Annotated in this window: 24 protein-coding genes; 21 read left to right on the forward strand and 3 right to left on the reverse strand. The window is 38.3% G+C overall.

Annotated elements, in window-relative coordinates; genetic code table 11:
• The first annotated feature begins 69 nt into the window (after window positions 1-69).
• The 21 genes from OC533_RS09390 (at window position 70) to OC533_RS09490 (ending at window position 19,721) form a co-directional block, all read left to right on the forward strand.
• A complete protein-coding gene (locus OC533_RS09390; protein WP_194323970.1) occupies window positions 70-549 on the forward strand; it encodes a GNAT family N-acetyltransferase in 480 nt (159 codons plus the stop codon).
• A 15-nt stretch (window positions 550-564) separates the two neighbouring features.
• Window positions 565-1,962 (forward strand): deoxyguanosinetriphosphate triphosphohydrolase, encoded by a 1,398-nt coding sequence (locus tag OC533_RS09395; protein ID WP_003772902.1) that lies wholly within the window; start codon window positions 565-567, stop codon window positions 1,960-1,962.
• A 192-nt stretch (window positions 1,963-2,154) separates the two neighbouring features.
• Window positions 2,155-2,568, forward strand: a complete 414-nt coding sequence (gene rpsL / locus OC533_RS09400; RefSeq protein WP_003720973.1) for a 30S ribosomal protein S12 — start codon at window positions 2,155-2,157, stop codon at window positions 2,566-2,568.
• A 30-nt stretch (window positions 2,569-2,598) separates the two neighbouring features.
• On the forward strand, window positions 2,599-3,069 hold the full coding sequence (gene rpsG / locus OC533_RS09405) for a 30S ribosomal protein S7 (protein ID WP_003722012.1): 471 nt from the start codon (window positions 2,599-2,601) through the stop codon (window positions 3,067-3,069).
• 65 nt (window positions 3,070-3,134) lie between these two features.
• Window positions 3,135-5,222 carry an elongation factor G gene (gene fusA / locus OC533_RS09410; RefSeq protein WP_003772905.1) on the forward strand — a complete coding sequence of 696 codons (2,088 nt, stop codon included), beginning with the start codon at window positions 3,135-3,137 and terminating at the stop codon, window positions 5,220-5,222.
• A gap of 108 nt (window positions 5,223-5,330) precedes the next feature.
• Window positions 5,331-6,518, forward strand: coding sequence for an elongation factor Tu (tuf, locus tag OC533_RS09415; RefSeq protein ID WP_003739865.1), 1,188 nt, complete (start codon window positions 5,331-5,333; stop codon window positions 6,516-6,518).
• Between the two features lie 245 nt (window positions 6,519-6,763).
• Window positions 6,764-7,549, forward strand: a complete 786-nt coding sequence (locus tag OC533_RS09420; protein ID WP_194323972.1) for a hypothetical protein — start codon at window positions 6,764-6,766, stop codon at window positions 7,547-7,549.
• Window positions 7,536-8,234, forward strand: a complete 699-nt coding sequence (locus tag OC533_RS09425; protein WP_194323974.1) for a hypothetical protein — start codon at window positions 7,536-7,538, stop codon at window positions 8,232-8,234. The genes OC533_RS09420 and OC533_RS09425 overlap by 14 nt, the downstream gene beginning before the upstream one ends.
• 1 nt (window position 8,235) lies before the next feature.
• Window positions 8,236-8,985 (forward strand): hypothetical protein, encoded by a 750-nt coding sequence (locus OC533_RS09430; protein ID WP_194323976.1) that lies wholly within the window; start codon window positions 8,236-8,238, stop codon window positions 8,983-8,985.
• 11 nt (window positions 8,986-8,996) lie between these two features.
• Window positions 8,997-9,641, forward strand: a complete 645-nt coding sequence (locus OC533_RS09435) for an ABC transporter ATP-binding protein (protein ID WP_033533572.1) — start codon at window positions 8,997-8,999, stop codon at window positions 9,639-9,641.
• On the forward strand, window positions 9,638-10,120 hold the full coding sequence (locus tag OC533_RS09440) for a hypothetical protein (RefSeq protein WP_194323978.1): 483 nt from the start codon (window positions 9,638-9,640) through the stop codon (window positions 10,118-10,120). The genes OC533_RS09435 and OC533_RS09440 overlap by 4 nt, the downstream gene beginning before the upstream one ends.
• Before the next feature lie 154 nt (window positions 10,121-10,274).
• Window positions 10,275-12,341, forward strand: a complete 2,067-nt coding sequence (locus tag OC533_RS09445) for a BglG family transcription antiterminator (protein ID WP_194317567.1) — start codon at window positions 10,275-10,277, stop codon at window positions 12,339-12,341.
• A gap of 193 nt (window positions 12,342-12,534) precedes the next feature.
• A complete protein-coding gene (locus tag OC533_RS09450) occupies window positions 12,535-12,969 on the forward strand; it encodes a PTS sugar transporter subunit IIA (RefSeq protein ID WP_010991380.1) in 435 nt (144 codons plus the stop codon).
• Window positions 12,970-12,971: 2 nt separating this feature from the next.
• Entirely contained in the window at window positions 12,972-13,244 is a 273-nt protein-coding gene (locus tag OC533_RS09455) for a PTS sugar transporter subunit IIB (protein WP_003726309.1), read from the forward strand.
• A gap of 26 nt (window positions 13,245-13,270) precedes the next feature.
• Entirely contained in the window at window positions 13,271-14,569 is a 1,299-nt protein-coding gene (locus OC533_RS09460; RefSeq protein WP_003726308.1) for a PTS ascorbate transporter subunit IIC, read from the forward strand.
• A gap of 70 nt (window positions 14,570-14,639) precedes the next feature.
• Window positions 14,640-15,632, forward strand: a complete 993-nt coding sequence (locus OC533_RS09465; RefSeq protein WP_003772912.1) for a phosphotriesterase — start codon at window positions 14,640-14,642, stop codon at window positions 15,630-15,632.
• A gap of 12 nt (window positions 15,633-15,644) precedes the next feature.
• The gene (locus tag OC533_RS09470; protein WP_185354820.1) at window positions 15,645-16,394 is read left to right on the forward strand and encodes a creatininase family protein; all 750 of its coding nucleotides are present in this window, start codon (window positions 15,645-15,647) and stop codon (window positions 16,392-16,394) included.
• Window positions 16,354-17,073: a KDGP aldolase gene (locus OC533_RS09475; protein WP_003772914.1), complete on the forward strand. Its 720-nt coding sequence runs from the start codon at window positions 16,354-16,356 to the stop codon at window positions 17,071-17,073. The genes OC533_RS09470 and OC533_RS09475 overlap by 41 nt, the downstream gene beginning before the upstream one ends.
• Window positions 17,074-17,817, forward strand: coding sequence for an SIS domain-containing protein (locus tag OC533_RS09480; RefSeq protein WP_194323980.1), 744 nt, complete (start codon window positions 17,074-17,076; stop codon window positions 17,815-17,817).
• Window positions 17,818-17,895: 78 nt separating this feature from the next.
• Window positions 17,896-18,708, forward strand: a complete 813-nt coding sequence (locus OC533_RS09485) for an SMI1/KNR4 family protein (protein WP_194323982.1) — start codon at window positions 17,896-17,898, stop codon at window positions 18,706-18,708.
• Between the two features lie 26 nt (window positions 18,709-18,734).
• Window positions 18,735-19,721 (forward strand): DUF4003 family protein, encoded by a 987-nt coding sequence (locus tag OC533_RS09490; protein ID WP_045552810.1) that lies wholly within the window; start codon window positions 18,735-18,737, stop codon window positions 19,719-19,721.
• 49 nt (window positions 19,722-19,770) lie between these two features.
• Here OC533_RS09490 and OC533_RS09495 read toward each other — a convergent pair whose 3' ends face one another.
• The 3 genes from OC533_RS09495 to eetB all read right to left on the reverse strand — a co-directional run bounded on the left by OC533_RS09495 (window position 19,771) and on the right by eetB (window position 22,737).
• A complete protein-coding gene (locus OC533_RS09495; RefSeq protein WP_033533567.1) occupies window positions 19,771-21,102 on the reverse strand; it encodes a metallophosphoesterase in 1,332 nt (443 codons plus the stop codon).
• Window positions 21,103-21,192: 90 nt separating this feature from the next.
• Window positions 21,193-22,173 (reverse strand): polyprenyl synthetase family protein, encoded by a 981-nt coding sequence (locus tag OC533_RS09500; protein WP_115848527.1) that lies wholly within the window; start codon window positions 22,171-22,173, stop codon window positions 21,193-21,195.
• 21 nt (window positions 22,174-22,194) lie between these two features.
• Window positions 22,195-22,737 (reverse strand): flavinylation system FAD exporter subunit EetB, encoded by a 543-nt coding sequence (gene eetB, locus OC533_RS09505; protein WP_003723627.1) that lies wholly within the window; start codon window positions 22,735-22,737, stop codon window positions 22,195-22,197.
• Between the last annotated feature and the right edge of the window lie 24 nt (window positions 22,738-22,761).

Raw genomic sequence — 22,761 nt, forward strand, 5'->3', positions numbered from 1 at the left:
TTTTTAATTGATACATCCCCCGCACTAGCCTATACTTAAATAAATACGACAACGAAAAGGAAGAGATATATGACACAACTAGCATTTCGAAACGGGACAGAAAAGGACACGAAGTTAATTCTTCGTTTTATTACCGAACTTGCAATTCATGAAGGCATTGAAAAAGATGTAATAGCAACAGAATCCGGCTTACACAAAGCCCTTTTTCAAGAAAAATCTGCCGAAGTAATTATCGCTGAATATGAAGGTGAGCCAGTTGGTTTCGCACTCTTTTTCCATAATTTTTCCACATTACTTGGCAAAAAAGGCTTATACTTAGAAGACCTTTACATCATTCCAGAAATGCGCGGAAAGGGCTTTGGGACACAATTTTTCAGCTATTTATCCAAAATTGCCCTAGCACGTGATTGCGGTAGATTTGAGTGGTGGTGCCTAAATGAAAACAAATCAGGCATGGATTTTTACGAAAAAATTGGCGCAGAAAAAATGTCAGAATGGACCGTACATAGGCTCTCTAAAGCCGAAATGGAAAAACTAAGCAACCTATGAAAGGATGAGATTTAAATGAAATGGGATAAACTATTAAATGACAAACGCCGCCGCGAATCCGGTGTCACTCGCTCGAAAAACACCGACGTACGTAGCGCTTTTGAAAATGACTTTCAACGTATCGTCATGAGCGCATCATTTCGCCGTTTACAAGATAAAACCCAAGTATTCCCACTAGAAAAAAGCGATTTTGTTCGTACACGACTAACCCATTCAATGGAAGTAAGTACGATCGCAAAATCAATGGGAAACATGGTTACACACACGATTCAAGAAGAAAAATTAGACCAAGATTTTACAAAAGATCATGCGGACAAAATTCCAGAAATCCTTGCTTGTGCAGGACTTTTACACGATATGGGGAATCCGCCGTTCGGTCATTTTGGCGAAGAAAGTATCCGTGAGTGGTTCCGCGACAATTTAGCAACCATCACTTACAAAAATAAAAGCCTAGCAGAAATCTTAACACCGCAAATGAAAGAAGACTTTTACTACTTTGAAGGTAATGCGCAAGTGCTCCGCGTAGTTTCCAAACTGCATTATCTTTTCGACCAATACGGCTTAAACCTAACATTTGCCACTTTAAATGCGGTCATCAAATACCCAGTTTCTTCCTTAAAAGTAAATAAAAAACAAATCAAAAGCAAAAAACTAGGCTATTTTTACGCGGATGAATCACTTTTTAATGAAATAACAACAGCGACAGAAGCGCTTGATAACCGTCATCCGCTCACTTATTTACTAGAAGTGGCAGACGACATCGCGTACCTAAATGCTGACCTAGAAGACGGCGTGAAAAAAGGCATCGTCAACATCACGCAAATCTTAAAAGGTTTTGAAGAAGTAGAAGAGCATAATAAAGTAACTGCCGCATGCTACAACGAACTCAAGAAAAAAAGCGAGCGTTACGAAGGACAAGAAGAAAGTTTCATCGTACAACAATGGCTCGCATCGAACGTCCGCGGTCAATTAATCAACCGCTCACTCGAAGTGTTTTACGAGAACTACGACGCAATCATGGCAGGCACATTCAACGACTCACTTATCGATGCTTCAAGCGCCGAACAACTCGTACAAATTTTACAAAGCCTATCATTCACGTATATTTACCAAGATAAAGGTATCGTCGAATCCGAAATCGCCGGCAACGAAATCATCTCCAAACTCCTTGAAACGTTCATCCCAGCTGTCATTTACTACGATAGCGAAACCCCAGAACGCCAAACAGCCAAAGATAAACGCCTACTAACCTTGATTTCCGACAACTACCTAGGCTGCTACCGCAAAAACGCAGAAGGAGAAAGCGAAACAATGAAACTTTACCTGCGATTACTTCTCGTAACAGACTTCATTTGCGGCATGACCGACAGCTACGCGAAAGATTTATATCAACGTTTGAATGGACTTAGCTAATTAACTAAATTTCAAGTAACACCTTGACATCTAAACCTCAAGGTGTTACTATATTCAAGGTGCCTCTACTATAAACAGAGGTCTGAAAATAAAACAGCGTTGTAGGTCGAACTTACAGCCATTTTATTTTACCGAAAAAATGAACCACCTGGATGTGTGGAACTACTAAACAAGGAAGGAGGAATTTATCCCATGCCTACAATTAACCAATTAGTACGCAAACCTCGTCAATCTAAAATTAAAAAATCTACATCACCTGCTTTGAACAAGGGCCTAAACAGTTTTAAAAGAGAACTAACAGACGTTAACTCTCCTCAAAAACGTGGCGTATGTACTCGTGTTGGTACCATGACTCCTAAAAAACCTAACTCGGCGCTTCGTAAATATGCCCGTGTACGTTTGAGTAATGGTATTGAAGTAACAGCTTACATTCCTGGTATTGGTCACAACTTACAAGAACATAGTGTTGTTCTTATTCGTGGTGGACGTGTAAAAGATTTACCAGGGGTACGTTATCATATCGTTCGTGGAGCGCTTGATACAGCTGGTGTTGAAAATAGAGGACAAAGCCGTTCTAAATACGGTACGAAAAAACCTAAAAAATAATACTTATAAAATATGAAAGGAGGATATCCGATGCCTCGTAAAGGTCCTGTTGCTAAACGTGACGTGTTACCAGATCCGATTTATAATTCGAAACTAGTAACTCGTTTAATTAATAAAATGATGGTTGACGGAAAACGTGGAAAGTCTCAAGCTATCCTATATTCCGCATTCGATATCATTGCACAAGAAACTGGTAAAGATCCGATGGAAGTATTTGAACAAGCTATGAAGAACATTATGCCTCTTCTTGAAGTTAAAGCTCGCCGTGTAGGTGGTGCTAACTATCAAGTACCTATCGAAGTACGTGCTGACCGTCGTTCTACTCTTGGTCTTCGTTGGTTAGTAAATTATGCTCGCCTTCGTGGAGAGAAAACAATGGAAGTACGTGTTGCTCGCGAAATCATGGATGCTGCCAATAATACTGGTGCTTCTGTTAAGAAACGCGAAGATACACACAAAATGGCTGATGCTAACAGAGCGTTCGCTCACTATCGTTGGTAAAAAAATCACTAACAAATTCCAGGCGTATTGCCTGAAAAATTGTTTTATGGAAGGAGAAATACAACATGGCTAGAGAGTTCTCCTTAGAAAAGACTCGTAATATTGGTATCATGGCCCACATTGATGCGGGTAAAACTACCACTACTGAACGTATCCTTTTCTATACAGGGCGTATTCACAAAATTGGTGAAACCCATGAAGGTGCTTCTCAAATGGACTGGATGGAGCAAGAGCAAGAACGTGGTATTACTATCACTTCTGCTGCGACAACAGCTCAATGGAAAGGCTACCGAGTAAACATTATCGATACACCAGGACACGTAGACTTCACAGTTGAAGTTGAACGTTCGCTTCGTGTACTTGATGGTGCTGTTGCGGTTCTAGATGCACAATCTGGTGTAGAACCACAAACAGAAACAGTTTGGCGTCAAGCTACTACTTACGGGGTTCCTCGTGTAGTATTCGTCAACAAAATGGACAAAATCGGCGCAGACTTCCTATATTCTGTAGGTACTTTGCATGAACGTTTGGCTGCCAACGCGCACCCAATCCAACTCCCAATCGGGGCCGAAGATACATTTGAAGGTATCATTGACTTAATCGAAATGAACGCGTTGTATTACGAAGATGATTTAGGAAATGACCCTCATATTAAAGAAATTCCAGCTGATCTGAAAGACTTAGCAGACGAATACCGCGGTAAATTAGTGGAAGCCGTTGCTGAACTTGACGAAGAGCTAATGATGAAATACCTAGAAGGTGAAGAAATTACAAAAGAAGAACTTAAAGCTGGTATCCGTAAAGGAACACTTAACGTTGAGTTCTATCCTGTAGTTTGTGGTACAGCATTCAAAAACAAAGGTGTTCAACCAATGTTAGATGCAGTACTTGATTACCTTCCAGCACCAACAGATGTTCCAGCTATTAACGGCGTATTGCCTGATGGAGAAGAAGCTGCTCGTCACGCTGATGATTCAGAACCATTCTCTTCCCTAGCATTCAAAGTTATGACTGACCCTTATGTTGGACGCTTAACTTTCTTCCGTGTTTATTCCGGTACTTTGAATTCCGGTTCATATGTACAAAACTCGACTAAAGGTAAACGTGAACGTGTTGGACGTATCCTTCAAATGCACGCTAATCACCGTGAAGAGATTTCGATCGTATACGCTGGTGACATCGCTGCTGCCGTAGGACTTAAAGATACAACTACTGGGGACACTTTATGTGATGAAAAAGAACAAATTATCTTAGAATCCATGGAATTCCCAGAACCAGTTATCCAAGTCGCTATCGAACCTAAATCGAAAGCTGACCAAGATAAAATGGGGCAAGCTCTTGCGAAACTAGCGGAAGAAGATCCAACTTTCCGTGCTGAAACTGACCAAGAAACTGGCCAAACTCTTATCTCCGGTATGGGTGAACTTCACCTTGACATCCTTGTTGACCGTATGAAACGTGAATTCCGCGTTGAAGCTAACGTTGGTGATCCACAAGTTTCTTATCGTGAAACATTCCGTAAATCTGCTCAAGTTGAAGGTAAATTCGTACGTCAATCCGGTGGACGTGGACAATATGGTCACGTTTGGATTGAATTCGGACCAAACGAAGAAGGTAAAGGATTTGAATTTGAAAATGCAATCGTTGGTGGGGTTGTTCCACGTGAATACATCCCAGCTGTACAAGCAGGTCTTGAAGGCGCACTAGATAATGGTGTACTTGCAGGCTACCCACTGATTGACATCAAAGCAAAACTTTACGACGGATCTTACCATGACGTCGATTCCAATGAAATGGCCTTCAAAGTGGCTGCTTCAATGGCATTACGTAATGCTGCTAAGAAATGTGATCCTGTAATCCTTGAGCCTATGATGGCTGTAGAGGTTGTTATCCCAGAAGAATACCTTGGTGATATCATGGGTAACATTACTTCCCGTCGTGGTCGTGTAGATGGTATGGAAGCTCGCGGTAACGCTCAAGTTGTTCGCGCATTTGTACCACTTGCAAACATGTTTGGTTATGCAACTCACCTTCGTTCAGGTACGCAAGGTCGTGGTGTATACACTATGCAATTTGACCACTATGAAGAAGTTCCTAAATCTATTGCTGAAGAAATCATTAAAGCTAATGGTGGAAACAACAAAGAAGATTAATTGATTTTTTTCGCAACATCAAGTATAACTTTAGTTAGAAGTATTACTTAGTTTAAATTTAAGCTAAGTAAAAAATAATTATTGAATTATCGAGGAGGATATTTTAAAATGGCAAAAGAAAAATTTGACCGCTCTAAACCCCATGTTAACATTGGTACTATTGGACACGTTGACCATGGTAAAACTACTTTAACAGCTGCAATTACAACTGTACTTGCTAAAAAAGGCTTTGCTGATGCACAAGCTTATGATCAAATTGATGGTGCTCCAGAAGAAAGAGAACGTGGAATCACAATCTCTACTGCTCACGTTGAGTACCAAACTGACAACCGTCACTATGCACACGTTGACTGCCCAGGACATGCCGATTACGTTAAAAACATGATCACTGGTGCTGCACAAATGGACGGAGCTATCTTAGTAGTATCTGCTGCTGATGGCCCAATGCCACAAACTCGTGAACATATCTTACTTTCACGTCAAGTTGGTGTTCCATACATCGTTGTATTCATGAACAAATGTGACATGGTTGACGATGAAGAATTACTAGAATTAGTTGAAATGGAAATTCGTGATCTATTAACTGAATATGAATTCCCTGGCGATGACATTCCTGTAATCAAAGGTTCAGCTCTTAAAGCACTTCAAGGTGAAGCTGACTGGGAAGCTAAAATTGACGAGTTAATGGAAGCTGTAGATTCTTACATTCCAACTCCAGAACGTGATACTGACAAACCATTCATGATGCCAGTTGAGGATGTATTCTCAATCACTGGTCGTGGAACAGTTGCAACTGGACGTGTTGAACGTGGACAAGTTAAAGTTGGTGACGAAGTAGAAGTTATCGGTATTGAAGAAGAAAGCAAAAAAGTAGTAGTAACTGGAGTAGAAATGTTCCGTAAATTACTAGACTACGCTGAAGCTGGCGACAACATTGGCGCACTTCTACGTGGTGTTGCTCGTGAAGATATCCAACGTGGTCAAGTATTAGCTAAACCAGGTTCGATTACTCCACACACTAACTTCAAAGCTGAAACTTATGTTTTAACTAAAGAAGAAGGTGGACGTCACACTCCATTCTTCAACAACTACCGCCCACAATTCTATTTCCGTACTACTGACGTAACTGGTATTGTTACACTTCCAGAAGGTACTGAAATGGTAATGCCTGGTGATAACATTGAGCTTGCAGTTGAACTAATTGCACCAATCGCTATCGAAGACGGTACTAAATTCTCTATCCGTGAAGGCGGACGTACAGTAGGCGCTGGCGTTGTTTCTAACATCAGCAAATAATATCTGATACGATTCAAACCGACAAAGTCATTTGGCTTTGTCGGTTTTTTTGTGCAAAAAAAATTGAAAAACTATTTATAAAGAATTGGGTTATATTTCAGAAAAATTAGTTATATACAAACTTTTCGAACTATGCTATATTTGTCACATACATAAATGACTTACAATAGGAGAGAGATAATGAAAAAGAAATTTAGTTTTTTAAGATTGGCAGGCACGCTATTTTATCGGGAATGGTTTTTAATATGAGTCGATTTTTAAAAATAGAATTTAATAGAGTTTTTAAAAGTAAATCATTTCTTGCTGCTCTTGCACTTGGATTTCTTATCGTGCTGGTGCAACAAATAACTGTAGCACGCTATTATTCCTTGGCAGAAGAAAATGTATTTTTATATTTAACGGGTTATGATACAACTGGGCTTGGGACAAACCTATATTATTTATTGTTACCATGTTTAGTGGCTTTAGCTGGTGCGGATTTATTAGGTGAAGATCGGCGTAGTGGCTTAGATATATTTTCGCGAATAAGAGGAAATGATAAACAGTATTATTTTTCGAAGAGCATCGTTGCTTTTATTGCTGGTGGGGTAGTATTTTGCTTGCCTTTAATTATGGAACTTTGTGCATTAATGTTAGTGTATCCCTCTGCACCACTTGATTATTTCGTAGCAGAAGTACCGGTTACATATGGCGCGATGTTTTCGAATATATTTTATAACAGTCCGCTTACGTATCAGTTGATATTCCTTGTAATGGGCTTTGCTTACGGAGGATTATTTGCCTTAATTGGAGTTCTAGTGTCCTTTTTTAGTTCTAGTAAATATGTAGTTTTATTGAGTCCACTAGCTATTTATTATGGTGTGTGGATAGTGTTTTCTTTGATTGGTTATCCAGAGTTTAGTCCGTTTGGTTTCTTAACTCCAAAGCAAGGTTACCCCTTAAATTTCCATATTATTTGGATAGAATTTCTACTTCTTTTAGTAGTGATAATTATGGGTATTATTTGGAGTGTGAAAAATGAAAAATCATAATTTAGTCCGGTTGAATTTTGATTTTGAAAGAAGAAAATATTTACTGCTTTTATTGATATTTGTTTTTATAATTGTATTACGCTTGTTGTACACAAGAAATGTCGAGACAGATGTCCTTTACATTGTACAGAGTTCCGTATCAGTTGAAGTTCTATTTATAATTTTGAGCCCGTTCTGTTTATGGATGAATCAAATATTGTGTTTTCAACATAGGGAACTAGCTGTTGTTCGGATTAAGAACAAATATACACTTTGGAAAGTTAATGTAACCGTCATTTTGTGGAATGCCTTTTTGCTTGCAGTATTAACTAATGCCTTAAATTATGCAAATAGTGTTATTGTATTGAATTCCCAAATAGTACAAATTTACATTTATTCTTTTATATTATTTGGTTTAGGTTTAGTTCTTGTAGGTGTTTTACAGAATATACTACTTGTTATTACAGGTAATAAGGCAATTGCTTTTTTTGTAGTATTTCTGGTATTTTTCTTTGATACTAGCACAATCAAATTGCAGCTAATTTCCAATCTGTTTATAGTGAATCCTAATGATCTTACTGATTTGTTGTCATTTGCTGGGCGAGTTTTTTGCTTGGTCGGTGGGATTATTGTTTTATTTTTAATAAGCTGGATACTTACAGAGAAAAAAGATATGTTTCGAACCTCGAAAAAGAAGGTGCGTTAATATGTGGTTATTTTTTAAACGGGATATATTATGGTTCCTTCAAGGGAATAAATTGAAAATAATAGGCTTGGTAATGCTTATGGTATTAGCGATTTTGATAAGTGTTGTTAATACGAAAAATGTATCGGGTACGATAGCAGATGTTTTTCTAGCCTTTTTAAAACAAGAAAATGGAGCAGAAAATCCACTCACAAGTAGCTTGAATTGGATTATCATTCAAAGTGTGCCGGTTTTTCTATTTGGAAGTTACTTTTATAAGGAATTGTTTGCGCTAGAGGAGTTTATTACTATTCGCTTTAATAATAGGATACTCCCCTTTCTTTCCAAAATTTTACTAATCATTACGCTGATGTTGCTTTATTATTTAGTAATTATTGGATTAGTGGTGTTTATTAGTTTTCTTTTTGGCATTCGTTTGGATATAGAGCCGACTGTATTGTTCATAGGTTTAAATATGCCACTTTATGAAATTGGGTTGTACTTTTTTGTTGGTGGGCTAGCGCTTACCATGCTTCAATTGTTGCTTTCAATAATAATTAAGCCATTTTACGCTATTACGGTAGTGCTTGTCATTATTGTCACCAACTGCTTTATTACTAACTCTTGGATTATAGGAAGCATTTCAAATGTTGCTGGATTTACTGATGCAAATAATTGGCTGTTATTTAGTATTCAATTGGTATATATTATTTTGGCAATACTCATTGGCGGAAATATTTATCGAAAGACAGATTTATATAAACTAAACTAGGGAGAATATCGATGAATTATATAAAAGTTAACCATTTAACAAAAGTAATCAATAACCATACTATCTTAGACGATATTGATTTTGAATTAAAGCAAGGTGGAATTTATTCGTTCATAGGTCATAATGGCTCCGGGAAAACAATGTTATTTAGAGCTCTGTGCGGTTTTATTGCGCCAACAAGTGGTGAGGTTACAATTAATGGCGTAAGTATTAGTAAAACTAAATCTTTCCCAGAAAAGACCGGAATTATTATTGAAACGCCAGGTTTTTTAGCGAATTATACAGGTTATAAAAATTTGGAATACTTGGCTTCTATTAGAAATCAAATAGGTGAAAAGGAAATACTTGATGCATTAGAAAAAGTTGGGCTTTCTGGAAAAGAGGATTTAAAAGTAAAAAAATATTCACTTGGAATGAGACAACGCCTGGGTATTGCTCAAGCTATCATGGAGAATCCAGATTTATTAATATTTGACGAACCAACAAATTCACTAGATAAAGCTGGTAGTCAAAGTTTTATTGACTTGATTTTAGAGTTAAAAGAAAGAGGAAAAACGATTCTCTTGGCAAGTCATCACATTGCCGATATTGATGGCATATCAGATGAAATATTTGAAATGGAAGCAGGTCAGATAATAAATAGGAGAAAAGCATGAAAAAAATACTTGGAGGGATCTTAATTATTTTAGTAATAGGCCTGTTTGCTTGGCGTGTGTATGATGTAAACGCTAATTCTTTTTCATATGAAAATAAGACACATGCTGAACAGGAAAAATTTCAACTAGGAAGCGCAACAATCAGTGCTAGAAAAGCATTTGTTGTGAGTGATGCGGACTTAAATAAATATGTGACAAACGATTATTTTAAACAGGAGAATAAGACTCTTTTGCTCGTTCAACTAGAATCTACAGAAAAAGAGATAAGAATTTCTGATTTTCAGTTAGGGTATAAAGAATTTGTAACGTTGTCAGATACTTCGGCATCAAGTTATGAATTCGAAGACGGGGTGTATAAGCATTTGGTAGGTTTTAATATCCCTAAAGAATTACTAGCAACTAAAAAGACATTCACATTAGTTACTCCAAGTAAATATTGGAAGAACGGGGCAAGAGATGTTGTGAATATTAGTTTATAAAAAATAATACGATTCAAACCGACAAAGTCATTTGGCTTTGTCGGTTTTTTTGTGCCTGAAATAAAAATTAACTTGAAAAATATCACATTTTCGCATAACCTTAAAGTAGACATATCTTTTTACCTTCTAGACCGAAATCAAGGAGGTAGGCCAAGTGGTACAATTTGATGCTAGAAATATGATGCTGCTCGAATCGCTCGTCGTGGCGAATGTATATCTTGCACCCGAGAAATTACAAGAAGAACTAGGCATTTCCAAACGAACACTACAATATGATGTTGAAAAAATTAATAAAGAATTAGACGATATAGGGCTCGATGGTATTCAATCCGTTCGCGGACAAGGTTATTATTTATTAGAAGATGAAAAATCGACAATTAAAGAAATCCTTGGAAATAGGGAAGCGAGCCACAAAGTCTTTTCAGCAAGTGAGCGTCGTATCCGTATTTTATTTTTTCTGCTTGTAACAGATGCGCGAGTAATTATTGACACAATTAATGAGTGCAATGAAGTTAGTCGTAACACTAGTTTACAGGATATTAAACAGTTAAAATTAGCGCTCAAACAGTTTAACTTAGAGCTCGCTTATGACCGGAAAAATGGTAATATGGTTCTTGGTGATGAACGTAGTATTCGTCAGTTTTTCATTCATTATTGTATGAATAACGAAGAAATAGCCACAGCAGACCAGTTACTCGATTTAATGAAAATAAATCCAATGATTAAAAATAAAGAACTTTTCCCACATTTAGATACAATTTTTGAAATATTGGCAGTGACAGAGAAAAAAATCGGTATTCGTTATACAGACGAGGTCATTGAACGAATCGGAATTATGATTTTCTTCTTTAAAGAACGAATGAAACGCGATTGTTATTTAAATGAGCACGAAGAACATGAGGTAGAATCTTTTAATATTGCTCAGGAAATTTACGAGCAATTACAGCAAAAAGAGCATTTTAAGATCAATCATGCGGAAATTACTTATTTAGGCAAACTTTTACTTGGCGCTAGTCGCTTGAATGATGATGCAGCTGTTGAAGGAAAGTTAGATATAATTGTTGAGAAAATTATTGCCGAATTTGAACGCCTTGCTTGTGTGAATTTTGAAGACCACCGTAATTTAAAAAAAGATTTATTGCTCCATTTACAACCAGCATATTATCGGCTTAAATTCCAAATTGAATGGATTAATCCGCTGCGAACAGATATTAAGCAAAGTTATAGTGACGTGTATGAGATTACGAAAAAATCATTAGAACCACTAGAAGATTTACTCGGTGAAAAAATCCCCGAAGATGAGATAGCGTACGTAACAATTTTGTTCGGCGGTTATCTTTCTCGCAAAAACAATACTTTAGTTGAACGGAAGAAACTTTTAATTGTTTGCTCGAAAGGGGTAGGAACGTCGCGGATGATTGAGCGGCAACTTGCACAATTACTCGGTGAACGTGTTGAGATATTAGAACCAATTTCCATCCGTGAATTTGAAAAAGGGTTATACGCGCCAGACTTTATTGTGTCGACTTTGCCAATTATGGAACCGAAAGCACCAGTTTTCATTGTTAGTCCGATTTTGACTGAGGCGCAGAAGCAACAACTGATGAAGGCGATTGCCCCGCACGTTTTGCAAAAGGATTCGGATGCGCGCATGTTGTCTTCTGTGCTTGATGTAGTGGATCAATATGCCAAAGTGGAAGACCGCGAAAAATTGGCGGCCAAGCTGAAGTCGGTATTGTTCCAAGTGCAATCGGACAGCCAACTTGAAAAATCGCCAACACTTGAAGAACTGTTGCCAAAAGAACGAATTATTTTTAAAGATAGTGTGGCGGATTGGCATGAAGCTATCCGAGTTGCGTCAAAACCACTACAACAAGAAGGCTATATATCAGGAAACTATCAACAAGCTATGATTGAAAACATTGAAAAGCTAGGACCATATATCGTTATTGCACCAGGGATAGCACTGCCACACGCGTCGGTGGATGACGGCGCATACCGAGTCGGAATGAGCTTACTGCGCTTAAATCAGCCAGTATCATTTTCAAGTAAAGCGAAAGATCAAGTGAAGTTAATTATTGTGCTCGCTTCCATTGACTCCTATACACATATTAATGCGCTAAGCCAGCTCACTAATTTAATCATGAAACATCACTTACTTGAGCAGATTGAACAAGCCGAATCAGCAGCAGAAATTGCCGCAATGTTAACCATAAAATAAGCGATAAAGCCAGTGGGGCACCAAGATGCCGCGCTGGCTTTTTTGTACGCTCGCTAACAACGAAATGTAACAGTCTATTCTTTGCACTTTCGAAAAGAAAGGAATTGGGCTTTTTTAAACAGAGAGGCTACAGCTATAATAAGAGTGTAAGTTATTGATAGCGCTATCAATTAGTTAGAAGGGATGAAGAGATATGTCTTTTTTGGATAAAGAGCTTGTGAATCTGCACGGATCAGCTAAAAATGCTGATGAAGCTATCATGCAAGCAGGAGAATTATTAGTAAATGCAGGTTATGTGAGCGAACAGTACGTAGAAAAAATGGTGGAATCTTATCATGAAAATGGTGCGTACTTTGTCATTGCACCTCAAATAGCAATTCCTCATGCAAGACCAACTGATGGTGTTGAAAACTCTGCAGTATCGCTTGTCGTACTAAAAGATGGCGTGAATTTCGGACACGCCGCGAATGATCCCGTACGATTAGTATTCGGACTTGCAGCAACTTCAAGTGAGGCACATTTAAAAGTCATTCAAAAAATTGTCTCCTTGCTTAGTAACAGCGATAACATTGAAAAAATGATTCATTCAGAAGATTATCAAGCAATTGGAGAATTAGTGGAGGGATAACGATGAAAATTTTAGCAGTGTGTGGACTTGGTCAAGGAACAAGCCTAATTTTAAGAATGAATGTAGAAACAGTTTTACGCGACATGGGAGTAGATGCAGACGTGGAGCATATTGATGTATCAGCTGCGCGCTCGATGAATGTGGATATTATTGTAACAAGTCAAGAATTGGCGGAAACACTTGGAACAGATACAAGCGCCAAAGTAGTCATCGTCAACAACTATTTTGACAATGCAGAAATTAAAACGGCTTTATCTGAAGCAATCAATAGTTAAATAAGACAAAAAAAGGTGGGAAAAAAATGGAGATTATTACGTGGATTGCCAATAACTTTTTTGGAACCCCAGCCATACTTTTAGGTTTTATCGTACTTCTCGGGTTACTTTTACAGAAGAAAAATTTAAGCCAAGTTATTAGCGGAACGTTCAAAGCAATTATCGGATTCTTAATTATTAACGCTGGTGCGGCTGTTATTACTGGTTCCCTTGGGATTTTTGAACCAATGTGGAAAGAAGTATTCGGACTTGAAACACCGCCACTTGCAGGGTTTTTAGGACAAGAAGCCTTTAATGCTAAATTTGGTAGTGCGGTAACGCTTGCGATGACACTCGGATTTTTAGTCAACGTATTATTAGCAAGATTTACACCATTTAAGTATATTTATTTAACTGGTCATATGATGTTCTGGACAACAACGATTTTTGCTGGGATTACTGTTCAAGCTGTCGGTGGAGATATTCCATTCTGGGGCCTTGTACTCTTCTTAGCGGTAATCATGGGTCTTTACTGGACATTACAACCAGCGATTACACAACCATTCCTACGTAAAATTACTGGAAATGATAATGTTGCATTAGGGCACACTTCATCCAGTGTAGCGATTCTATCGGCTTTACTAGGAAAAGTATTTGGAAATAAGAAAAATGATGCAGAACATATCAATTTACCGAAAAAATTAGAGTTCCTACGTGACTCTAACGTTATTACAGCTCTTACAATGGGAATTCTGTTCGTAGTTGGTGCAGTGATTCTGATGGTGAAAAAAACACCAGGAGCAGAAAAATTAATCGCAGAAGCTGGAAATCAAAGCTTTATCGTATACTCCATCGTTCAGTCCTTTACGTTTGCAGCTGGTATCGCCATCGTTCTTGTAGGTGTGCGGATGTTTATCGGTGAAATCGTACCGGCCTTCAATGGTATTGCAACAAAACTTGTACCAGGTGCGAAACCTGCACTGGATGCGCCAATCGTTTATCCATATGCGCCAAACTCCGTAATTATCGGTTTCGTGGGTGCGTTCATTGGAGCGATTATCTGGTTAGTAGTACTTGGAAATACAGTTGGTTACGTGTTTGTGCCAACAATGATCGTTCTCTTCTTCCACGGGGCAGTTGCTGGTGTATTCGGTAACTCAACTGGTGGTGTGAGAGGAGCATTGATAGGTGGATTCCTAACGGCAACAGTTGTCGCCTGGGGTCAATATATCATGGTTACATTCTTTATTAATACGACTGTGCCAGATACAGCAATGTGGGCAGCCGACTCAGATATGTTTATCCTCGGCCCAATTGTCAGCATGTTAGCGAAGTTATTCTTTTAAGTAAAAATCAAAACCTCTTCCTTGTCTAGCATTCAAGAGGAAGAGGTTTTTTGAAAGGAAGTTTTAGAAAATGAGTTTTATTCGTACTTTTTATGGAGATATTGCCCCTGAACAACTAGGATTTACTTATTCACATGAGCATATTGTATGTGTGCCGGCTTACTGGCAAGAGCGAGATGCCGACGATTTACTTTTGGATGATAAAGAAAAATCACAACTTGATGTACAAGATTTCGCGGATTTAGGCGGAAAAACAATTGTCGATGCAACCGCGGTTGATTATGGCAGACGCGTCTTAGATGTGGCGCAAATTTCCAAAGAAACAGGCATTCAAATTGTTGGAACAGCTGGTTTTAACAAAAGTTTTTTATGGGACGGAAAAATTAAACCAGAACTGAAGCCGATCATAGGCGATTTTGAAACATACTATGAATGGATTGAAAACACTTCTATAGACAAACTAACGGAATTCGTTGTAAATGAAGTCGAAAATGGGCTTGAAGGAACGCCATATAAGGCCGGTCAGGTGAAATTTGGAACTGGCTACAATATGATTACACCTTTAGAAGAAAAGACGATACGCGCGGTTGCAAGAGCACATCACGAGACAAAAGCACCAATACATTCTCACACCGAAGCAGGAACGATGGCTTTAGAGCAAATTGAGATTTTAAAACAAGAAAATATCCCGTTAGAATACCTCTCTATTGGACATATGGACCGCAACTTAGACCCGTATTATCACAAACAAGTTGCTAAAACAGGCGCATTCATGTCATTTGATGGCATCGCAAAAATCAAATACGCACCAGAAAGTGCTCGGATTGCAGCGATTCTATATCTAGTCTCGGAAGGCTTTGAAGATCAAATTTTAGTCAGTGGTGATACAGCGCGCAAAACTTATTATAAACATTACGGCCACGGACCAGGACTTGAATATATTGCCAAAAAATGGGTGCCACGCTTTATTGACGAAGCTAACGAAAAAGGCTTTGACGGAGAAAAATTAGTTAAAAAATTCTTCGTGGATAACCCGGCAAGATGTTTTACTTTTAAAAAATAGGAGGCGAAATCTGTGTTATATGCAGATGAAAATTCTTTTGATATTGGCGCAAAAATCACGAAAACAAAACCAGTCCTTTTGCCAATAGGAGCAGTTGAAGCCCACGGACCGCATTTGCCGCTAGGGACAGACAATATTTTAGCGTCAGAATATTCAGCAAAAATAGCGGCGGAAACAGATGGATTTGTGCTTCCCGTATTACCCTATGGCCAAGTTTGGAGTTTGCAAGATTTCCCGGGAAGTTTAACGCTATCAAATGAAACGGTAACGAAAGTAGTTGTAGAAATCGGTGAAAGTCTATATAAACAAGGATTCCGCCTGTTTGTCCCAGTGAGCGGACATCTTGGAAATATGGCGGCGCTAAAAGATGCAGCGCGCGAACTATATGCCAAATTTCCGGATATGATTATCTTGCACATTTTTTACCCAAATATCCAAAAACTTGCAATGGACGTGCGCGAAGGAAAAGCAAACCATCATACCTATATTCATGCTTGTGAAATCGAAACATCCCTCATGCTCTACTTATCACCGGAAAATGCGGATATGAGTCGTGCCATTGATGACCCGCCAATTTTACCAATTGATGCGGATTTCACACCAACACCGTGGCAAAACTTCACCAAGACAGCAGTTTTAGGAGAAGCAACTTTGGCAACAGCAGAAAAAGGCGAATACTTGATCGAAAAAACGTTAAAAACATGTGTGGAGTTGATAAAGCTTGAACAAGAAAAAATTCGAAAATCTACCGAAATGGAATAATTTTGCGCTATTTAATTTTTTAGCGAAAGATAAAGAAAATAGCTTGGAAGTCATGGAAGCATCACGCGGTTTTGCAGTACCAGGAATCGTGGCGACAAATTATGAAACACCAGAAGAAGCTGCAAATGTGGTGAAAGAACTACAAACAACAGCTGAGGTCATCAGTGTTGGTCTTGGTGGTGGCGGCGACTGGCACAATTGGCGGGATGTTCTTCATATCGCGCGCCTCGTACCGAATAGTCATATTAACCAACCAATCGAAACAGCGGGTTTAACAAATGACTTGCTTCCAGAAACATACACCAATGCACTCGTTCGACCAACCGGAAAAGTCGGTATTGTCAAACTATCTTCCGGCGACGAAATTACCGCTGAAGAAGCTGTCGATTATTGTCTATCCGCAAATATTCCGTCAATCAAATTTATGAGCATCGAAGGAACAAAGTATTTAGACGAACTTGTTTATTTAACAAAAGTTGCAGCGGAAAAAGGGATATACGGCATTGAGCCAGCAGGAGGGATTGGCGCCGAGAATATCCTTGAAATAACAACTGCCATCAAGACGACCGGCATTCCGTTTTTCATGCCACATATCTTTGGAAAAACAATTGATAAAGCTACAGGTCGCACTAAACCAGAAGAAATCGAGAAAATTTTTGCAGCTTTGGAGGGGAAATAAATGATTAATAACTATATCGATATTACGATTCGCTTATTAGAAAATATTCTTGATAATGAAGCTGATTATGTAAAAGAAGCAGGAGCGAAGGTAGCCGAGTCCATCGAAAACGACGGTGTGATCCATTTATTTGGCTGCGGTCACTCGCATATTTTAACAGAAGAAGTATTTTACCGAGCTGGTGGACTTGCTGCGATTCATCCGATTTTACACGAACCACTTATGCTTCACGAAGGTGCTGCGGCTTCTTCAGTACTCGAGCGTAAAAATGACTACGCAAAAACATTTATGGCTGAGGAAGATATTCGCTCGGGTGATGTGATGATTGTATTATCCACATCTGGCCGCAATCCTGTTCCAATAGATGTTGCTGAAATTGCCCGTGAAAAAGGCGCATTTGTCATCGTTATTACTTCATTACAATATTCAGCTAGCCAAAAATCACGCCACACATCTGGTAAACGCTTATCCGATACAGGTGACATTGTAATTGATAACGGCGCTGTTAAAGGGGATGCAGTATTAAAATCAGCTAACTTTGACATAGCATTCGCGCCGACTTCCACGGTAACTGGCGCTGTCATCTTGCAGTCCATTTTTGCCGAAGCGATTGAAAAAATGGTGAACGATAACTTCACACCACCAGTATTTATAAGTGGTAATGTCGAAAATGCCGATGAGCACAACCAAGCACTTGTTGATAAATACAATAAACGAATTCCGTTACTTGGAATGAATTTATAAAAATAGCGTCCCTAGGGTTTTTGTTTCCCTAGGGTTTTTTTAGTATAATAAAGTTAATAAGATTAGTGGAGGAATAATATGCTTACAACAAGAAAAGCATTATATTATTTAGATAAAGGAAAAACAAAAGAGGCGATTCATTTACTTGAAACTTGTTGGAATCAAAAAGTGACAGCCGAAAATAAAAGAGATATATTTACAGCAACGGTATTACTTAGCGATGTGCTCTACCAAAGCGGTGAACGTTTTCCAGAAATCTATCAAAAGCTCATGTCGATTTTAGAAGAGATGCAAGATTTAGAAGCAGTCGATTTCGAACGTGAAAAAGCTAAGCAAATTTTCGCCGAGTTAGATGAATATTTTAGTGAGGTCGGGACATTTTTCCAAGGGCATAGTTTAGCAGAGCTTTGGTTGAAGTTTGACTCTGAAAATGACTATAAAGATGTGTACCCTACGCCTCAAAGAGTGGCTGCAATCGAAGCAGAACTAGGATATAAGTTACCTAAATCCTATATCTATTTAATGCGTCATACACAAAATGGAGGCATAGTTTCAACGGGTTCTGTCCCTACGACAGAGCCAAGTTCATGGTCGGAGAATTGTGTAGCTATTACTGGCATTATGGGAATAGGAGACTGTGGAGAATCTACATTGAATGGTATGCACAACACAAATTTTTGGACAGAAGAGTGGGGTTATCCCGATGTTGGTTTAGCTATTGCTGATTGCCCATCAGCCGGACATGACATGGTTTTCTTAGATTACCGAAATTGCGGAAAAACAGGTGAGCCCGCAGTCGTTCATATTGATCAAGAAGGTGATTATAAAATACTTAAGCTAGCTGATAATTTTGAAGAGTTTATTTTGAGTTTGTACAGAGAGGAATATTAATTCAAAAACAAGAAGGAGTGCGGCCGATGGATTCAGCATATGTATTTGATAGCGAACAAGCAACGAAATTATTAATGAAGAACTACGAGTTAGTAAAAACAAGTGGCGTTAGTTTTATTGATAAGCGGATTCGATTTTTGATTGCTCGTCTTTTTGCGGGAAATAATGAAATCGTTCAACCAGAAAAATTCTATGAAATAAATAAAGAATTTAAACGACAACTAGGTATGTTTACAGCGTTAAATGGTAATGTTCGCGCATCGCTTGTCGGCTTACTGATGGCAAGTGATAATGCGAAACGGGATAGTGTTCGTCAAGTGATTTCCAATTACAACACACTCATCGAAGCCGGCTTTAAACGCACAGAATACACCTATTTCGCCGCTTACTTATTACTAGAATCAGAAAATCCAACTCTGACAGCCAAAAAAGCCAAAACCATTCACCAACTTTTCAAAAAAGACCACCCATTTTTAACCAAAAGTGAGGACGTAACAACAGCTGTTTTCTTAGCTAATCTTAAAGAAGAGAATGTAGAAAAATTAGCTGAAGTCACAGAATACTATTTCCAAGAATTTGCCGCAAAAGGGTTCCGAAAAAATGATAGCTTGCAGTTTTTAGCTACAACAGGAACACTTTTATATGGTGAAAAAGACAGCAAATTTATTAGAAGAGTAGACAATGTGGTGGAAGAATTGCGTCAAAAAGGTGTGAAAATCAAGCCATTACATTACTCAAGTATCGGAATTTTAGCATTTGTGATGGATGGGCGCAAAATTGACTCTGGCTTGGTGAACTTAATTGATGACTTGCAAAATCAACCTGGTCTGCGCTTTGGCCGCGAGTTTGTAACAGCACTGGCAATCAGTCTTTATACAGAAAAACAATCGGGTCAAATGAGCAAAGAACAATTAGAAGGATTAATGGTTAATGTGCATATTTTAATTGCGATGGAACAAGCAGCCGCAATGAGTGCAGCCGCAGCAGCAAGTGCGGCCGCGGCATCAAGTTAATAAAAAAATCTGGAAGCAGAATAAGTATGCTTCCAGGTTTTTTATTATTTTAAGGACTAACATAATAATCATTACTTTGTTTTGGAGGAACAGAACTACTTAAAACATAATCTTTTAAAAATGAATTAGGAGCACTATCCCATAAATCCATTCCAGCCGATTTAGGTGGAGCGATGCCTGCAAAGAAAGCCATGTTGTTTAAAGCCATGGTATCGGCCATTTTTTCTTTATCAGTTTGACTATAGTTTTTATAAGATTCACTCGTCATTAAGTCCATCATAGCTTTATCATAACCACTATTATAAAAAGTCTCATAATCGTATGCATCAAAGTTAAGCAGATTTTTGTCTGATGTTCCAGTTTCTTTTGCCCAAGCTTCTATGTCTAATTTTTGAGATTGGTAGGTGAATGTTTTGTTTTTTGCGCTGTAGGTAAGGTTCCCATATTTATGTGGATAGACGGAAAGAGCATTTGTCACAATATCAGTAATTTCTTTGCCGTCTGAACTTTTGGCAGATCGAATGTTTTGGGTGTGAATATGCCCACTCAAAGAAAAATTCATATTGCCAGCTGTCAGAGCATCGATCACTTGTTGATTGTAATTGATTGTGTAGCCCTTTTGAATAACATCATTATGATCGGTTAAATTGTGGTGCATAACTGGAACAAGTTTCACGCCATTTTTTTTCGCTAAGGCGCTACATTCTTTAATCCAATCTAACGTGCCAGCTGTTAAACCGCCTTCTGTCGTTGGGGAGCCTTGCTGCATATTGGTTTTATAAATAGCTGTATCAAGCATGAGGAGCCAAACCTTGGATGAAGGTGCTGCTAAATAGCTTAGCGAAAAATCATCTTCAGAAATAGCATCTTCGTAACCAAAATGATTATAAATTTTGCTGAAATCTGCTGGTGATACAGTATCGGTCGGTAGTTGTTTGTCTTTCTCGAATTTTCGAGCCCATGGATTGTTTATATCGTGATTACCAGGAACAACGAATACTTGGGTGCCTGTTTTTTCTACTTGCGCTAGTTTTTTAGCTAATTCTTCATGGCTAGTTTTTTCGCCATTATTAGTCAAATCACCGCTAATAATTAAAACGTCAGCCTTTTTAGTCTCAACATCTGCTAAGAAAGCATTGGTTATTTCATCGCTATATGCCAATTGCTTTCCATCTCCAGCGGCTAGATATTTTTGGAATGCCTGCCCGCCATCAGTGAGTGATGGAGCAAAATAATGAACATCGGTCGTTTCAATTATTGATAAATCACGGTCTTTTTCAATCGGAGCAGTAATTTTTTTCGTTTCTTCACTTGCAGAACTACAGGCAACTAAGGAAAAAGATAAAAGAATAGGTGTCACTATTTTAAAAAATCGAATCACGTTAAATCACGCTTTCATGTTTGTATTTTCACAAATTGAGGTAAAATTTAGAACAAAACTCGGTAAGCAAAGAGCAATGTTCTAAATGTATTAAATATCTCTATCTAATATGCTTTTCGTCAAGCGGTACATATCATCACGATACGCGCCAGCTGGTAGTTTTTTAATTTCACGAAGGGCTTTATTCGTATATTTACTTGCAAGTTTGAATGCCTGTTCGACACCCTTATATTTAGAAATAAGTGCTAAAACTTGTTCAGAAGCATCATCAGTCATATCTAGTTTTTGAGAAAGAAGCGGCTCAAATTCAGCCAAGTGACCTTTCATTGCATAAATTAGCGGTAGCGAATAAATACCTTGCTTCATATCATTTAAAACAGGTTTACCAAGACCTTCATCAGTACTTGTATAATCCAAGACGTCATCAATAATTTGGAAAGCCATGCCAAGATAATGACCGATATTATAACATTTCGCTACAGTCATGCGTGGTGCTTTACTGCCCGTTGCACCAGAGTAACAACTAAGAGCAAATAGTTGAGCTGTTTTGCCAGAAATACGCGATAAATATTCGCGAACTGTTACATTCATTTTATAACTTGTGCGCATTTGATCCAGTTCACCCATTAAGATTTTTTCGATATTTTTACTGTTAAATTCGATATTTTCAACGGAAGAAGCATGTGCGGAAAGAATCTTAAAACAAATACAGAATAAATAATCCCCTGTATAAACGGCATAATTACGACCATATTTTGAATGGATAGTAGGGATGCCGCGACGTAATGGTGAATCATCAACGACATCATCATGAATCAACGTCGCCATATGGAGCACTTCAAGAGCAGCTGCGATAGAAACCGCGCGTTCTTTATCAAACTCAGGTCCAGCTTGAGCAGATAATAGCGCAAAAGCAGGGCGGAGTAATTTTCCACCAGCATGAATTAAATCTTTCACGTTTTTCTCTACATGTTTATCGCGAATTTGAATGTTGCTTTCAATTGTTTGTAATACTTCTTGTAAATCTTTGGAAAGTGCAGGATAATCATCCCACATAGCATGAAGTTGCATATTGAACTCCTTTTTTTAAAATTATTTTTGTGCTGCTTGACTTTGTTTAGCATCAGCGAACATCCGCAAAGTTTGGACATTTTTCAGCAAGTAGTTTGCCGCAATCCCAACCGCGATTCCAGAAAGAATACCGATAAAAGATAATACAGGTAAATAGAGCATAACCGACCAAGTCCCCGCAATCCAACTTGCAATAACGAGTTGTCCGACGTTATGTAAAATCCCACCGGTAACACTAACGCCAATGATGCTCACACGTTTCGGTCCAAGTTGTTGTACAAGCCACATCCCAAGAAAACTCAAGATAGCTCCCGCCGCACTATACATAAATGTTGAAATAGTCCCACCAAGCAAAGTGGACAATACCAATCTAATACATATAATCATAAATGTATCTTTTGCTGATAACGTATAAAGCGAAATACAAGTAATAATATTAGCAAGACCGAGTTTCGCTCCAGGAGCAAACGCAAATGGAAACGGAATGGCTCTCTCAAGTAAACTAATAACAACAGCTTGTGCAGCCAGTAGCGCTATATATACTAATCGTCTGTTTTTTGTCATAAAAACACTTTCCTATCTATTAGA

This window comes from Listeria sp. Marseille-Q6474, assembly GCF_946902005.1.
Classification (GTDB): Bacteria; Bacillota; Bacilli; order Lactobacillales; family Listeriaceae; genus Listeria; species Listeria innocua.

Bases quoted from the DNA above. Each gene is read 5' to 3' on its own strand.
- OC533_RS09465 (WP_003772912.1), top strand. From the start codon at position 14,640: ATGAGTTTTATTCGTACTTTTTATGGAGATATTGCCCCTGAACAACTA.
- OC533_RS09430 (WP_194323976.1), top strand. From the start codon at position 8,236: ATGTGGTTATTTTTTAAACGGGATATATTATGGTTCCTTCAAGGGAAT.
- OC533_RS09460 (WP_003726308.1), top strand. From the start codon at position 13,271: ATGGAGATTATTACGTGGATTGCCAATAACTTTTTTGGAACCCCAGCC.
- rpsG (WP_003722012.1), top strand. From the start codon at position 2,599: ATGCCTCGTAAAGGTCCTGTTGCTAAACGTGACGTGTTACCAGATCCG.
- eetB (WP_003723627.1), bottom strand. From the start codon at position 22,737: ATGACAAAAAACAGACGATTAGTATATATAGCGCTACTGGCTGCACAA.
- OC533_RS09500 (WP_115848527.1), bottom strand. From the start codon at position 22,173: ATGCAACTTCATGCTATGTGGGATGATTATCCTGCACTTTCCAAAGAT.
- OC533_RS09480 (WP_194323980.1), top strand. From the start codon at position 17,074: ATGATTAATAACTATATCGATATTACGATTCGCTTATTAGAAAATATT.
- OC533_RS09485 (WP_194323982.1), top strand. From the start codon at position 17,896: ATGCTTACAACAAGAAAAGCATTATATTATTTAGATAAAGGAAAAACA.
- OC533_RS09420 (WP_194323972.1), top strand. From the start codon at position 6,764: ATGAGTCGATTTTTAAAAATAGAATTTAATAGAGTTTTTAAAAGTAAA.
- OC533_RS09425 (WP_194323974.1), top strand. From the start codon at position 7,536: ATGAAAAATCATAATTTAGTCCGGTTGAATTTTGATTTTGAAAGAAGA.
- OC533_RS09490 (WP_045552810.1), top strand. From the start codon at position 18,735: ATGGATTCAGCATATGTATTTGATAGCGAACAAGCAACGAAATTATTA.
- fusA (WP_003772905.1), top strand. From the start codon at position 3,135: ATGGCTAGAGAGTTCTCCTTAGAAAAGACTCGTAATATTGGTATCATG.
- OC533_RS09435 (WP_033533572.1), top strand. From the start codon at position 8,997: ATGAATTATATAAAAGTTAACCATTTAACAAAAGTAATCAATAACCAT.
- rpsL (WP_003720973.1), top strand. From the start codon at position 2,155: ATGCCTACAATTAACCAATTAGTACGCAAACCTCGTCAATCTAAAATT.
- OC533_RS09455 (WP_003726309.1), top strand. From the start codon at position 12,972: ATGAAAATTTTAGCAGTGTGTGGACTTGGTCAAGGAACAAGCCTAATT.
- tuf (WP_003739865.1), top strand. From the start codon at position 5,331: ATGGCAAAAGAAAAATTTGACCGCTCTAAACCCCATGTTAACATTGGT.
- OC533_RS09390 (WP_194323970.1), top strand. From the start codon at position 70: ATGACACAACTAGCATTTCGAAACGGGACAGAAAAGGACACGAAGTTA.
- OC533_RS09440 (WP_194323978.1), top strand. From the start codon at position 9,638: ATGAAAAAAATACTTGGAGGGATCTTAATTATTTTAGTAATAGGCCTG.
- OC533_RS09395 (WP_003772902.1), top strand. From the start codon at position 565: ATGAAATGGGATAAACTATTAAATGACAAACGCCGCCGCGAATCCGGT.
- OC533_RS09450 (WP_010991380.1), top strand. From the start codon at position 12,535: ATGTCTTTTTTGGATAAAGAGCTTGTGAATCTGCACGGATCAGCTAAA.